Origin of the sequence: Gracilinema caldarium DSM 7334 (assembly GCF_000219725.1) — a bacterium.
Lineage (GTDB): Bacteria > Spirochaetota > Spirochaetia > Treponematales > Breznakiellaceae > Gracilinema > Gracilinema caldarium.
The window spans coordinates 1,434,745-1,448,791 of the sequence record NC_015732.1 but is presented as its reverse complement, the minus strand read 5'-3'; the positions used below and the strand labels follow the sequence as shown (position 1 = coordinate 1,448,791).

Sequence of the window (14,047 nt, the reverse complement as noted above, 5' to 3'; positions counted from 1 at the left end):
GAATTATGATGCATAAAAAGCCTAAAGTTCCTCCCAGAGCTATAATGAGGGCCTGTAAGAAAGATTGTGCAAAGATCACGATTTGAAACGCACTAAAAAACGCCAGCCCATTAAATCCGCTAAAACATGTTGGATCAAGGTCTTCCCTGCTTCCTCTCTTGAATAGGATCGAAATTTTAGCTACAAACAAACTGCATACAACACTGATGGGAAATATAAGAAATACTCCAAATACTCCAAAACCAATAGGTTTCAATAGAAAGGTATGGATAGACCAGCTCACGATGCTCGATAAAATCATCGCCATTATAGGAATAAGAGCATTTCTCGGATTTCTTGCATACTCAATGCCAAAACCATTTTGGATAATGGCATTAAAAAGGAAAAAGGCTGTGCTTAAAGTTAACAGAAAGGACATTAGTTTTTCTCCCGCTGGGAATAATAGGTGACTAACATTTCTCTTATGATTCGATAAAAACCGATTATAAATCCTAATAACATCAGTCCTCCACTGGTAGCAGCAATACTTCTGATAGCAAGATCACTAGATATTTCTGAAGTAAGGATTTCCGAAATACCCTCTCGAGTAGGCAAACTGAGGGCGCCAAATCCAAAAGTCTCTCTTATTAAAGCAAAGATGAGAATAATAAAACTTACAACAAGTGTTTGTATTACTGTTTTTTTCATTGCATTACTGAGCGTATCAACCTCGAGAGAGTTTCCAATTCCAGAGATAATGTAAAGAACTGCAGTAAAAATCAGAGGAAATTGCATTTCATAAAACAAGACAGGAGAAAAGAAATATACAATAAGACCAAACACAAGGGACCAAAAACTACAAATCAACACATGAATAAATGATGTAAATATGGATGGAATGAACCTGTTTGTTACAAGTATGGTAGCACTCGATAGCATATAAACCCAGGAAAGTGCGGCTGAACTCATAATTGCAATTGATAGACGAGATGAAGCACCAAGAAGAAACGGTATGTAGGATAGTTGAGCCAGAGGAGAATGTTTACCCCAGAAAGGATGAGATTCAATCTTATCCATAATTACTGCTTACTCCTTTTCTCTTTTAAAACCGCATTCGATAACAGCGTACGTACATTAAAGTGTATCACTTTTGGATCAGTACGCTGATTTATTATTCTTGAACTTGAATCTATAGGGTAAAGATCATCTATTCGATTCGAAGCATCTAGGATTATTAGGTTCAACGAAGTGCCTGAAGTGGTGATTATAGATGAAAGCAAGGCATGTTTATTAGTTTTGTTGGATGAGAATAGTACAGTCCCATCATGAGCGCTTATGATTTGTTTTACCAAAATATTATTTCCTTGCTTTATTAGTTTCGTGTTACAGTCATCGATCAACGCGGCATTTCTAATATCCGAAGTAACCCATACAAGCAACCAAGAACAAATAAAAAGAACAGCGATCCATGTCATAAGAATGGTAATATCCTTAACGACTTGTTTCATAGGGATCTCCGATTTGTATAAAACAATCTTATTTCTAGAGAGCGTATAGTTGGAATAAGCGTATTCGTTATAAGGATTCCGTAGAGAGCTCCATAAGGGACCCCTCCTAAATATCTGAATATAAATCCAAAAATCGCCGCAATTCCTGCTACTAGGATACCTATCTCATAGGATTTCGTTCCGGTACCAGGATCAGTTGCCAAAATAAAAGCAGATAAAAGCGTTCCGCCGTGTAATAAACCAAATATCATATCACCATTACCAAAGGATCCACCAAAGGGAATGGCTCCAAAAAGGCGGATTAAGAATAGATAACTTGCTATATACATAGCCGGAATGAGCGGTTTATTAATTCGAAAGGCCGTTAAAATTATCGTTCCGATTAGTAGCATTAAAATTCCACGATCGGCAATAATCGCGGGACTAGAAAGAGAAAAAAAATCAAAATAACCGGAGGGTAGTTCTGCATTCATAAGCGAAAACAAGGAATGATTAACGATGCCAGTTAATATACTATCCTGTGAACTGACCTTATAACCAACAATTTTTAAAATCGCGAGGGGTGACCCTGAAACATCAATAACTCCTCGTTCAATGGCTTGGTAAAAGGTTTGTAAAACTGAATCATTCAGGGCTTCGCTAAAACGCTCTGGCCAAGAAACAAGGGTAAATAACCAACCGCCTAAAGCAGGATTTAACCAGTTTGTACCTAGACCACCATATACATGCTTCACAACACCAATTGCGAAAATTGCCCCTAAAGAAACAATCACCGGATGGATGGAATTTGGCATAAGCAGAGAAAGAATGAGGGCTGTGGTTACAGCACTTCCATCATTAAGAGTAAAGGTACCTCTAACCCCATTAATGGCAAGTTCCATTACTATTGCAGAAACAACTGCTACTAAAGCTACAATCAAGGATGCGTAGTTATCATGCAAGGCTGATTGTATAATAACAAGCAGAGCTACACTAGAGACAAGCCACATCCGGTAGCTGGTAGCATCACGTATGTGTATTAAGGGTTTTCGTGCAACATAAATACTATTCATAGAGCCTGCTGCGCTCCTCGCTTAATTGACACCCTAATAGTTGAACTTAAGGGTAACCGGGAAGGACAAACAACTTCACAACATCCACATCCATGACAACTATGTGCTTTATGAAGTAATGCCTCAGAATCCCGTCCAAGTAAAGCTAATTTATATAAATATTCAGGATCTAACCTAACAGGACACACAGATCTACACTCACCACAATTGGTACAGTCATTCATCGTTTCACCACCAATTTGCTCTTCAGTCAGAGCTACAATCGCAATGGTAGTTTTGGTTATCGGTTCATCAAGATCCTGTATAATCATTCCCTTGAGCGGTGATCCTGTGGCAATCTTTTTTGGCTGAATGAGAAAACCTCCACATTGTGAAATAAGATCACCGATTCTTGTACCTATTCTTACCCTCAAGACCTGAGGATGCTTAATAGCGCCGCCACCAACAGCAACATACCGCTCAAGTATTGGTTTATTCTGTACAACTGCGTCATACACAGCTGCCAAGGTTGCAGGGTTACAGATACAGTATGACCCCAAATCAATAGATTCATTTTTTTGATATTGTTTCAGAACAGTTTCAAGTTCCCGTTTATTTCTCTGCGGATAACGGGATCCAGTAATAATCACAGTAACCTGAATACCCAAATCTTTTGAACGACTTGTAATCCGTTCTGCTAACTCAATTTCATCATTAGAAATCACGAAAACAATAGTACTTGCATTAGATGCTTTTGAAGTAATTGCTGAACCGATGAGAATTTCATCCAAGCGTTCCTGTGCAAGCACATAGTCGGCTACGAGCCATGGGTCGTCAAAAATCATTCTTACAACAAGGGTCACTTTTTTTGATTGTCCTGTTGCATCCCGTATTATATCTATAAAGGGTTTACCTGGCTCTTCCATTTCTACAATACCCTTTTCTGAAATAATTCTCAACAAATCAAAGCTGCTAAGCCCCTGCCAATTATAGTTATCCTTTTTTTTCCCCAATTTTTCAAAAGAGCCTTCTAAGCGAATTAATACTCCCTGGGTAGTTCTACCATCAGCTAATTTCCAAGACACAATTTTGACCACCTGCCCTGGAATAGATGCATGAATATTTGCAGATCCCATTCCTTGGCCCCGTCCAATAAGCATCCCTTCTTGAACGAAAGCTCCAGTATCAACCAAGGGCAAAGCTTCCTTTCCAGGGTGTTGGGTAAGCGAAATCAAGGCATAAGTTGGAAGAAATGCTATGGTACTGGTATCTGCAGGAGGAACTGTAGCATCCTCTAACTTGAGTCCACCTTGCGGAAAATGATATATTTTCATGCTGCAATCCGTTTATCTAAATATCCAGACTTATACATAAGTAATAATGTACCATGCGACGCACGATACAATAAAATGAACGCACCAGCAATAACAATCATAAGATATATCACATTTCCAATAGTTTCATGATCTATTATGCTAGAACTATTCAAAGACAATAGTAGAGATTCCAGTGGTGGTATCGCTAAATTTATATATGTATTTTCATGCGGGACAGGTTTTTCGTTTGATAGTAGACCATCCGAATCCAGCATAAAGGTATTATAGGAATACCCTTCGGATGTTTTGCGATGAAGCGATGTACTAGAAAAACGAGATTGAGTATTAAGATGAGCCTGATATTGGTCTAATGTCAACGGAATTGAAATGGAATTGTTCATGAGGTTATTTGATGGATTAACTGGAATAATCAATAAAAAGATGGAAAAACCTATTGCACCAAAAGCAAAGGGTATTATAGCTCGTACAGGATCAATACGTTTTTTTGTTGTACCCACGAGCTCTATGGGCAAAAAATGATGATGGCCAAGTTCATGATAATAAAATAAGCGTAGTAAAACAACTATAATTCCTGTCATAGGATGTATAACCAATGCCCCTATAGTACAAATCCAATTAATGGTAAAGACATAAGCATTTAAAAAATAACCCATTACTAACACAATTCCATAAATAAGAGATCCTTTGTACCATCGAATAAGAGATCGAACAGCATCAAATTCATTATGGTAATATCGAATCAAGATATCATGTTGAAATTGTCCTAGACAAATTTGTAATGACACTAGTAGGCCGATACTCAGTATACTTCCATGACCTGATGGTAAAAGAATTAAGCTTGCGGGAATAGAAAGTAAGACTTCCTTTTTATAACCTAACTTGAAAGCTGTATATACCAAGATACTCATTAAAACCAAACCAATAAGCCACCAGGGAAATACTACAGTATTAGTCATATACAACTGAACTGTTGGTTTTACATTTACAAGGATCTTATCTATTTTTCTTACAAGCGTATCTGATGAATTCCAAGGGTACAGACCCTGCATTGTAATAAAATATCGCCGTACACCATTGGATACAAAAATAGTTTTTAATAAATCTGCATACCCATCATTCCGAGGATCTAAAGGTTCAATACAATCATAATAATCCTTAAGTGGTATGGATTTCGGTCCCTCAAAATCATCAATATACACCCATTGGTTAGACTCTGAAACCACATGATGAAAACCAGCATCAGACAAACGATCCAAAACAAAGGACTCACTAATGATATCGGAAGTACTCACAACAAGCATTGAAGCGGGCTGTCGAGTATTGCTTATACTAAAGCTAAATAGAAGGATCCCTGCAAACCCAAAAATATAGAGGAGTGCGAAAAACCAAAAAACCCGGATCCACTTCATGATGAAAAAATCACCTACAGAAGCGCAAAGGCTGCAGCAATGAGTATACCCAAAAGGGAACCTACCAGGACCTCAAGTGGTGCATGGCCCTGAATTTCTTTAACCTGATGATATTCAATGTTAAGCCGATCGCCAACCTGTTTACCTAAAAGATTCAGCGCCCTAGCTTGTAAGCCTGCGGATCTCCGTACTCCCATAGAATCCCTAATCACAATCAGGGCAAGACAAAGGGTTACAATAAACAAAGTGGAACCTATTCCTTCCTTAAAAGCAACTGAGGTAGCCAGGGCAGTTACCAGCGAAGAGTGGCTTGATGGCATACCACCGGTTTTCCATAGCAGGGTTGCTACGATTTCTTTAGCAGATTTTTTAGTATTTTTTAAGAGTACAATAATTGCTTTCAAGAGTTGTGCAAAAATAAGACTTGTGATCGCCGATAAAAAAACAGGGTTTTCAAAAAAAGCTGACAAATCCCCTGTACGTAACGGAATAAATGAAATCATTGCCTAACAATCCCCTATGTAAGCCCTTTTGTCAAGAACTAGCTTTTGATAGAATACCATATATGGCCTTTACTGCACAAATCACCGAGAATGATCAGAACCGGCGTTTAGACCGGATTGTACGGAAAGCCTTGCCCCAGCTCCCCCTTTCGGCAATTCATAAAATGTTCAGAAAAGGCCAGGTATATATTGATGGGAAGCCGGTCCCGGCCTCATTTAAGCCTCAGTTGGGCTCCATTTTGGAAATTCCTGAACTTGTTGCAGAAACACCACAAAAGATTCCAATTACAAGGGGTAAGGTTTCAAAGGCACCACCTGTACGGCTACAGAGCACAGACAAGGGGCCATCCTTTCAAATACTCTTTGAAAATGAAGCTTTGCTGTTCATCAATAAGGAAGCTGGTATTCCTGTCCACGGGAAGGACAGTCTAGCTCTAGCGGTACAGACCTATCTAGGGCCAAAACTGTCTCCTTCCCTTTCCTTTAGGCCCGGACCGCTCCATCGGCTCGATCAGGGAACCAGCGGTATTATCACCTTTTCTAAAAACCTGATGGGGGCCCAGTGTTTTAGCATTGCTCTGAGAGAACACCGGCTTGAAAAATGGTATGTGGCACTGCTGCAAGGATGTATGACTGAGCCAGCCCAATGGACAGATACATTGATTCGTGACCAAAACCGCCGGATGAGTAACCTTGTGAGCGAAACTGACGCGGGTAAACAAGCGATAACCAGGGTCTATCCACTGTTTCATACTGCTCATACCCATAATCCTGCTACCCTGGTGTTCATCAAACTGGAAACAGGAAGGACCCATCAGATCCGAGTTCAGGCCGCACACCATGGGTATCCGCTTCTGGGGGATATAAAATATGGGGCAAAAAAACAGGCTCGACCATGGGTGCTCCATGCCTATACACTTGCAGGGCTTGGGCGGTTAGACCTTGGGCTTCCTGACAGCATTCAGGCGCCGCTTCCGGATGTTCAAGTAATATACCTGAAAACATTGTTTACTGAAATAAAACAAAGACTTTTTATACAAAGGCTTCAAGAAACCACTCCCATTACGGACCTTCTTGGTGCTATAATAAAGTAATGTTTCGCATACTGAGTGATATATTCTGGTTTTTCAAAGGTGTTAAGGTATACGCCCTTGTCGGCGAAAGCGGGACAGGGAAAAGTTTCCGGGCAAAACTGGTAGCACAAAAATATGGTATTGATCTCATTATCGACGATGGCCTTTTAATTCGGGATAACCGGATTCTGGCAGGACATTCAGCAAAGAAGGAAAAAACCTTCCTTGCAGCGGTAAAAGTAGCCCTGTTCGATGATAAGGCCCATCGGGACGAGGTGGCCAGAAAACTACAGACAGAAAAATTTAAAAAGATTCTTATCCTCGGCACATCAATCAAAATGGTGAATAAAATTGCCGCCCGGCTGCAATTATCCCAGCCAAGCAAGATCATCAAAATAGAAGATATAGCCACCCAGGAAGAAATAGAAAAGGCAATACGAACGAGGAAAATCGAAGGTAAACACGTTATTCCCGTTCCTTCCATCGAGGTAAAACGTAACTATCCTAATATTTTTTACGACGCAATCCGGGTATTCTTAAAACGGGGTGTTTTGCCTCCTGTAGGAACCAGCACCAAGGTCCATGAAAAATCAGTGGTACGACCGGAATATTCCAAACGGGGTAAGGTAATTATTTCAGAAGCAGCCCTCAGTCAGATGGTTCTCCACTGTGTGGATGAATTTAACCCCAATATCAGGATTAAGAAAATCGTTGTAAAAGAAGACGGTCAAGGGTATCGGCTTGTCATTACCATCGACGTGCCCTTTGGTACCCAACTATCTGGCAATATTCATGAATTACAGCAATACTTGATAGATACGATAGAGCGTTATACGGGTATACTGATTGAAGAAGTCAATATTATAATAGACAAAATCACCGAATAAATGGAGGTTGACATGAAAAAAATATGGGTGATAGTGCTCATGTTAGTATGTTTACGCACTATCAACGTGACTGCTCAGGCTGTAGATACACAATTTGCAGAATTTACAGGTACCCATTATAAAGTGTATGCTGAGGGGGGGCAGGAAGCAGCAAAGTCACTTGCAATGGAAATGGATGTTCGTTTTTCAGTCTACAATAAGCTCTTCCGTTTTTCTCTGTCCCGATTAAGTCAGCCCCTTGTAGTCCGATCCTTTACAACAAAAACTGCCTATGATACCTATATACAAACAAAACTGGGGACACTGAGCAATGGTGCGGTGTATCTCCACTACAACAATAGACCTGATTTAAACGAACTAGTCCGCTTAGAGAATACAGAAGCCTTACTGAACACATTTCCCCACCAGGCTTTCATGCAGTTTTTGCGGGCCTTTGTTCCGAATCCTCCTACCTGGCTGCAGGAAGGGCTTGCTATTTATTTTGCTACCCTGGGATATGACCAGACCAAGGGTGAAGCGACCTATGAAGAAAACCTCGCCTGGCTCGATATGGTAAAAAGCTGGGGAACTACCGCACCAAGCCTTGAATCGGTTATTATGTCCGATATTCAGGGTCCTCTTCCCTCACCAAAGTTACAAGGAGCTTCCTGGGCTCTGGTATCATTTTTGTTAAATACTGATATCGAGGAATATCGCCGTTCACTCTATGAGATTTTCATGGCGCTTTCTCCTTCTGAAAGCCGGGAAGGGAACAGTAAACTAGCGTTAGAACGGATAATTCCATGGATTCAGATTGATGAAATTAGTAAGGAGTATCAGAATTACATTAAAGAACGAAAAACCTTTGCAGAACTTATAGAGGCAGGTCGGCAGGCATATAGTGCTAAGGATCTACCTAAGGCAGAGGTACTGTTTTTGTCAGCCATGAATCTTCAACCCCATCATTATGCTCCCCATTATTACCTAGGCTTACTGTCCTATGAACAGAAAAAATACGATATGGCAGAGAATTACTATCGATCTGCCCTACTCTATGGGGCTGATGAAGCTCTGGTGAATTATGCCTTAGGACTTAATGCAGGGGCTGCTGGCCGTAAAGCCGATGCGGTACAGTATCTTGAAAAAGCTGCCGCTGCAGCCCCTGAACGGTATAAAGCTAAGGTACAGGAACTTTTGCCACGGTTTAAGTAGGCTTGTTCTTACGCCTGCGGCGCCTTTTTTTTGGTCCCTGACTTCCAGGGACTTGTGTTGCTTCATTCGCAGGCTCAGGAATAGCTTCCTTGTTCCGGCCCTTTTCAAAGGTACGTGCTTTTTTAATGCCAATGCCATGTTCTCGGAACAGGAGCCGTACCGCATTTTCAAGCTCTATACGGGGTGGATTCATCGGTAACACATAAGCCCGGCATGCGGTAAGGGCTGCCCTGTAGGCTTCGAAGGGTTCCTGTTTCCAATCTACAATCGTATTAAGATAATCCCTTATAAAATAGCTTATAACTTCACCGCTCTGGAGCTCTTTGCCACATTTAATAAGCTGATCCAATGCCAAAAGACTCTGCATATATAGATTTTTAAACTTTGCATCGGACGACATCATACTCACTGCGTTGGGTTGAAGATACTGGTAAAGGGAAAATTTTAGAAGTTGATCTACAATAGCAAAGGAATTTCCCGAATTGATAATTTTAAATAGTTCTTCCGTACGCCGGGATGGCGACACCGTATCAAGCAGGTGAGCTTGCTGTTTGATCTTCCAACGTAGCGGTAAGGATAGTCTAAAGCCCGTTGTGGCAGCATATTTTACCGCCCTGAGCATCCGAACTGGATCATCCTTAAACATAACCGAAAGAGGAATAATTGGTCGGATTAACCTTGTCTTGATATCCTTAAAACCTTCCACATAATCGACAACAACCTGTTCTTTTGGGTCATAGAAAAGAGCATTCAGGGTAAAATCTCGGCGGAGTACATCCTCTTCTATGGTTCCGTAGGTATTTCCGTTGTGTCCATCTCTAAGGGAACGAAAGGTGGCCACCTCATAAATCGTATCACCAACATAAACATGGACAAGCCTGAAACGCCGGCCAATAATCCGGGCATTTCTGAAAAGCCGTTTGATTTGTGAGGGGCTTGCACTGGTTACAATATCAAAATCCTTTGGTTTTTTACCAACAATAAGATCCCGGACTGCTCCACCCACTATAAAGCTTTCATGTCCCGCCTGTTTTAAACGACCTACAATACGAACAGCTTCGATATCGACATCGAAGCTGTTAATGTGATGTTCATCTGAAGTATAAACGATCGCCTTCTTTACAGGGCGACCACGTTCATCGGTAGAATATCTGAAACGCAATGTTGCCTCATTAGAAATAGGGTTATATTAATGCAGATGCCGAGTGATCCAGGAAAGCAGATTCTGGATAACCTCTTCCCTATTTATTTCATTGAGCATCTCATGCCGACCTTCAGGGTACAGAATAAATTCCAGATCCTTAATCCCCAGCTGTTTATAGGCTTCGACCAGCTTTGTGGGACTCTTTCCCATTTCACCCACCGGGTCTGCTGAACCGGCAAAAACAAATATTGGCAAATTTGTTGGTATTCTGTCCATAGCCTCTTGGGTATGTATACTTCGGAGTCCCTGCGCGAGATCTCGATAAAACGCAACAGAACAGGGAAACCCGCAAAGTGGATCCGCCACATAGGTATCGACCTCCGCATTATCTCGAGACAACCAATCGAATTGGGTACGGTTTGGCTTAAAAACCTTGTTATATGGGCCATCTGCGAGGCGATACACAAGGGGAGAGAATTTTTTGCCCCCCTTTACAATTGCAATAAGCCCTGCCAGCGCTGCACCAATAACTTCTTCTGGTCCTCCCGGGCCACGGGTTCCTGAAAGTATACAACCCGCCAGGTTTTGTCCAAATTGCTCAATATAGGCCTGGGCAAGAAAAGACCCCCAGGAGTGACCGAATAAAAATAGTGGCACATTTGGGCGCTCTTTCCGAATATCCCTACTGAGTAGTTCCAGATCTGCCACAACTTTGTAAAATCCGTCTCTATCAGCACAATGCCCCAGCAACCCACCAGCATCGAGAGGATTTTTTCCGCATTGTGCAGTTTGACCATGACCACGATGATCATCGGCCCACACCTCAATACCCGCAGCACAGAGGGCCTCTGCCAGAAGACCATATCGCTTTGAATGTTCCGCCATACCATGGACAACCTGTACAACCGCCCTGGGTGATACATCGGGACTCCAGATACGGACAAAGATATGTATTCCATCCTTTGATGAAATATAACGAGTTTGTTCCTTCATGAAAGTATTCTAAACCCTATACCATCGTTCTGGCAATCATGCTATATTCGCTTTATGGCAATTGGTGAAAAAGTATCAGGCATCATAGTGTCTATTGCTGCCGGAGGGGCGGGAATTCTGCGTTGGCAGGGAAAGACTCTGTTCATCGATTATACCGCACCGGGCGACCTTGTTAGTGCAGTTATCACAGAAGAGACCCCTTCCTGGGGCAGAGCAACTCTGCAAAAGATTCATGAAGCATCGCCCCATCGTACCCAAAGCCCCTGTCCGTATTATCAGCACTGTGGTGGCTGCAACCTCCAGCACCTAACCTATACTATGCAACTGCAGATTAAACAACAATTGCTGCAGGACCATTTTACCAGAATTGGCGGCATAAACCGCCTTCCACACATCAATATTGTTGCCTCTGAACCCTATGGATACCGGAATCGTATGCAGTTTCACCGCGTCCCAAAACCAAAGACAGGACAAAGCCGGGTGGGCTTAAAAGAACGGTCCAGTGATCAGGTACTTCCCATAGAAACCTGTCCCATTGCTAATGCAGGTATTCAACGAGCCTTGCAAGCTAAAGAACTGGTACCGCCTCCTGCGCTTGATCGATTCACCGTTTATTCTCGTTTCGATATGTTCTTACAAGAAGGTAAACAACAACGGGGAACGGTACCGCTTTTAGGTGCCCCAATTCATATGGATGCAGGTGTCTTTTTCCAGAGTAATGCCCAAGTCCTGGAAAAACTGCTTGAAACAGTCCGATCCGTAGCAGCTCAGGCAGACCACAGCCTTCCTGCAGGGGATCTGTATTGTGGAGTGGGAACCTTTGCCTATTTTATCCAGGACATCTTTTCTGCGCTGGATCTTATGGAAGAGAACCCAAAAGCTCTTGCATTAGCAAAGGAAAACATTACCCACTCACAGGCCCGTTACTTTGCAGTGAGCGATGAACAATGGGCAAAGCAGGCACTGACAAAACATCAAGCTCATCGTTATGGTTTTATGGTTCTGGACCCTCCTCGGGAAGGTCTTTCCCCTTCTCTTCGAAACTATCTCTCTACAGAAGGACCACCATTGATTGCTTATGTTTCCTGTGATCCAGCAACCCAGGCAAGGGACTGCAAAAGCCTTGTTCAGGCAGGTTATACCCTGGAACGATTGGAGTTCTATGATTTTTATCCACAGACATCCCATATAGAAAGCCTTGCAGTTCTGCGGAGAGCTTGATGAACCGATTGCGGGTAATACTACAGCTCAACTTTAGGAGTCTCTGGTTACTAATCGCTATAGGCATACATGGCTCATTATTTGGTCAGCAGGAAGCCTCTGAGGCAAAGTGGCGCCAGGCATTGGGAGGCAAAGTATTAAGTATCCCCGTTGCTCAGGCCGAGTCGGTGGTTTTGGTAACCGATGACGGCATACTCCGTTCTTATAGCTACACCAGCCGACCACTCTGGCAATTTGATGCCAGGGGAAAACTCATGCCCTTTGTCAGCCGTTCTAGAGAAGGAACGAGTTATATTTGCCGTCAGGATGGTACCCTCATGGCGGTAAATCGATCAGGGAGACTCCTTTGGACTAAAAAAATACCTGGCATGGTTGTGGAAAGTCCCCTCATCGGATGGGATGGTCGGCTTTTTATTCCCCTGGAACAATCAATATTCTGTATCAGTGCCGCCGGGGACCAGCGATGGGCGATCCAGCTTGATGCACCCCTGGCATTGCCTCCGGTGTCTGACGGAGGTGGCGGTATTCTTATCACATTAAAAACTAATCAGGTCCTGAACATTTCCCCAATCGGCAAGGTTCATGGACTCAAACTTACGGATACCCCATCGGTTCTTGTATCTGCACCGGTGGCAACTTCGGGGTCTGTACAGTCTTCATTCCTTGTGTATTACCAGAACGGCAAGGGCGAATGGCGCAGTTTTACTGGCCTTCAGAAGGAGCTTCCGAGTCTATCAGGGATCCCTGTCGCAGGGAATCGGAACGGGTCTAAAGTTGCCGTACTCCTTGATTCAGGGCAACTACATACCATTTCTTTAGAAAACAACCGTATCCTTTGGACCGGTACCGGACCGGTAAAAATACATGGAGAACAGACAACTTTTCCCCTACCAGGGAAAACCAATACCCGGCCCTACCTTCTGTTTGATGAACGGGGTATCTATGTGCAGAGGCTTTCTGGTGCCACGGGCTTTACCGAAGATGGCAGACGATTGTGGACCATTACCATCGATGGAGCAGCTTCAAGCCCCGGCTTCTCCGATGAGGGCATTCTGTATTCTGGTGGAAATGACTGGATACTCTATGCCTACAAACTAGAGGACCGGGTTCGTTCCGTAGTCCGTTCGATCTATGGCCCTGCTCCGGAAGGAATTTATCGGCTCGAAAGTCTTGCAGACCCAGAAATCACAACAGATCCCTTTTTCTTGAACGAATCCAATTTGATAAACAAGCTATCTTACATTGAATCATTACTGGATAACGGAACAATTGGTATTGAAGAACCTGAAAGTCTTGCAATACTCATGTATATTGCATCTTCGGGACAACAAAACCGTGGCATGCCCTTTCAGCTGCAACCTCCGGTGCAGCCCTTGTATCGTTCCTGGGCAATCCGCCTCCTTGCCCGACTAGGTTCACGGGAAACGATACCCTTTTTAACTAATTTAGCAACAAAAGAAACGGACAACCTTGTGGTTTCCGAAATTGCCACTGCAATTGGTCATATCGGTGTAGATCCCGAAGGGCTCGCCCTGGCAGCCTTTGAAGAACTTATGCATTCAGGTTTATTCCGTCAGGATGAACGTGTTCTCGCTGCTATTGCCAAATCTATAGGAGCCCTGTGCCGTTTTTCTGGTCCGCCCCTTAGCAACGCAGGAATTCCCTATCTTATTAAACTTAGTGAAGCAGATAAAGCACCAGTTGTACGTTCTAATGCAGAAAAGGCGTTGAAAAGCATGATTGAATAGATAATCTCAAGTTTTTTTAATTC

Annotated in this window: 14 protein-coding genes; 6 read left to right on the top strand and 8 right to left on the bottom strand. The window is 42.8% G+C overall.

Features of this window, described 5'->3' with window-relative positions; all coding sequences use genetic code 11:
* The first annotated feature begins 206 nt into the window (after positions 1–206).
* A complete protein-coding gene (locus SPICA_RS15425; protein ID WP_156789638.1) occupies positions 207–449 on the top strand; it encodes a hypothetical protein in 243 nt (80 codons plus the stop codon).
* Here SPICA_RS15425 and SPICA_RS06515 read toward each other — a convergent pair.
* The 6 genes from SPICA_RS06515 to SPICA_RS06490 are packed head-to-tail and all read right to left on the bottom strand — an operon-like array spanning position 418 to position 5,767.
* Entirely contained in the window at positions 418–1,056 is a 639-nt protein-coding gene (locus SPICA_RS06515) for a hypothetical protein (RefSeq protein ID WP_013968737.1), read from the bottom strand. The two genes, SPICA_RS15425 and SPICA_RS06515, sit on opposite strands and share 32 nt — an antisense overlap.
* Before the next feature lie 2 nt (positions 1,057–1,058).
* Positions 1,059–1,487, bottom strand: a complete 429-nt coding sequence (locus SPICA_RS06510; protein WP_013968736.1) for a hypothetical protein — start codon at positions 1,485–1,487, stop codon at positions 1,059–1,061.
* Positions 1,484–2,539: an RnfABCDGE type electron transport complex subunit D gene (locus SPICA_RS06505; protein WP_013968735.1), complete on the bottom strand. Its 1,056-nt coding sequence runs from the start codon at positions 2,537–2,539 to the stop codon at positions 1,484–1,486. Before SPICA_RS06505 ends, SPICA_RS06510 begins: the two co-directional genes overlap by 4 nt.
* Positions 2,536–3,852 (bottom strand): RnfABCDGE type electron transport complex subunit C, encoded by a 1,317-nt coding sequence (locus SPICA_RS06500; RefSeq protein ID WP_013968734.1) that lies wholly within the window; start codon positions 3,850–3,852, stop codon positions 2,536–2,538. The genes SPICA_RS06505 and SPICA_RS06500 overlap by 4 nt, the downstream gene beginning before the upstream one ends.
* Positions 3,849–5,264, bottom strand: coding sequence for a cation:proton antiporter family protein (locus tag SPICA_RS06495; RefSeq protein WP_013968733.1), 1,416 nt, complete (start codon positions 5,262–5,264; stop codon positions 3,849–3,851). The genes SPICA_RS06500 and SPICA_RS06495 overlap by 4 nt, the downstream gene beginning before the upstream one ends.
* Positions 5,265–5,278: 14 nt before the next feature.
* Complete coding sequence (locus SPICA_RS06490) at positions 5,279–5,767, bottom strand: divergent PAP2 family protein (protein WP_013968732.1); 489 nt, start codon at positions 5,765–5,767, stop codon at positions 5,279–5,281.
* A 62-nt stretch (positions 5,768–5,829) separates the two neighbouring features.
* Between SPICA_RS06490 and SPICA_RS06485 the strand changes: the two genes are divergently transcribed.
* Genes SPICA_RS06485 through SPICA_RS06475 form a run of 3 tightly spaced genes read left to right on the top strand, consistent with a single transcriptional unit; the run spans position 5,830 to position 8,918 of the window.
* Entirely contained in the window at positions 5,830–6,861 is a 1,032-nt protein-coding gene (locus SPICA_RS06485) for an RluA family pseudouridine synthase (protein ID WP_013968731.1), read from the top strand.
* Positions 6,861–7,727, top strand: coding sequence for a peptide ABC transporter ATPase (locus SPICA_RS06480; RefSeq protein ID WP_013968730.1), 867 nt, complete (start codon positions 6,861–6,863; stop codon positions 7,725–7,727). Before SPICA_RS06485 ends, SPICA_RS06480 begins: the two co-directional genes overlap by 1 nt.
* A gap of 12 nt (positions 7,728–7,739) precedes the next feature.
* On the top strand, positions 7,740–8,918 hold the full coding sequence (locus SPICA_RS06475; protein WP_013968729.1) for a tetratricopeptide repeat protein: 1,179 nt from the start codon (positions 7,740–7,742) through the stop codon (positions 8,916–8,918).
* On the opposite strand, the gene pcnB is transcribed toward SPICA_RS06475, so the two are convergent.
* Together pcnB and SPICA_RS06465 are read right to left on the bottom strand one after the other, a co-directional pair.
* Positions 8,911–10,080: a polynucleotide adenylyltransferase PcnB gene (gene pcnB, locus SPICA_RS06470; RefSeq protein ID WP_013968728.1), complete on the bottom strand. Its 1,170-nt coding sequence runs from the start codon at positions 10,078–10,080 to the stop codon at positions 8,911–8,913. The genes SPICA_RS06475 and pcnB overlap by 8 nt on opposite strands.
* A 27-nt stretch (positions 10,081–10,107) precedes the next feature.
* Positions 10,108–11,055, bottom strand: a complete 948-nt coding sequence (locus SPICA_RS06465; protein ID WP_013968727.1) for an alpha/beta hydrolase — start codon at positions 11,053–11,055, stop codon at positions 10,108–10,110.
* 54 nt (positions 11,056–11,109) lie between these two features.
* Between SPICA_RS06465 and SPICA_RS06460 the strand changes: the two genes are divergently transcribed.
* Together SPICA_RS06460 and SPICA_RS06455 are read left to right on the top strand one after the other, a co-directional pair.
* On the top strand, positions 11,110–12,276 hold the full coding sequence (locus SPICA_RS06460; RefSeq protein WP_013968726.1) for a class I SAM-dependent RNA methyltransferase: 1,167 nt from the start codon (positions 11,110–11,112) through the stop codon (positions 12,274–12,276).
* Positions 12,276–14,024 (top strand): outer membrane protein assembly factor BamB family protein, encoded by a 1,749-nt coding sequence (locus tag SPICA_RS06455; RefSeq protein ID WP_013968725.1) that lies wholly within the window; start codon positions 12,276–12,278, stop codon positions 14,022–14,024. The genes SPICA_RS06460 and SPICA_RS06455 overlap by 1 nt, the downstream gene beginning before the upstream one ends.
* Positions 14,025–14,047: the final 23 nt, after the last annotated feature.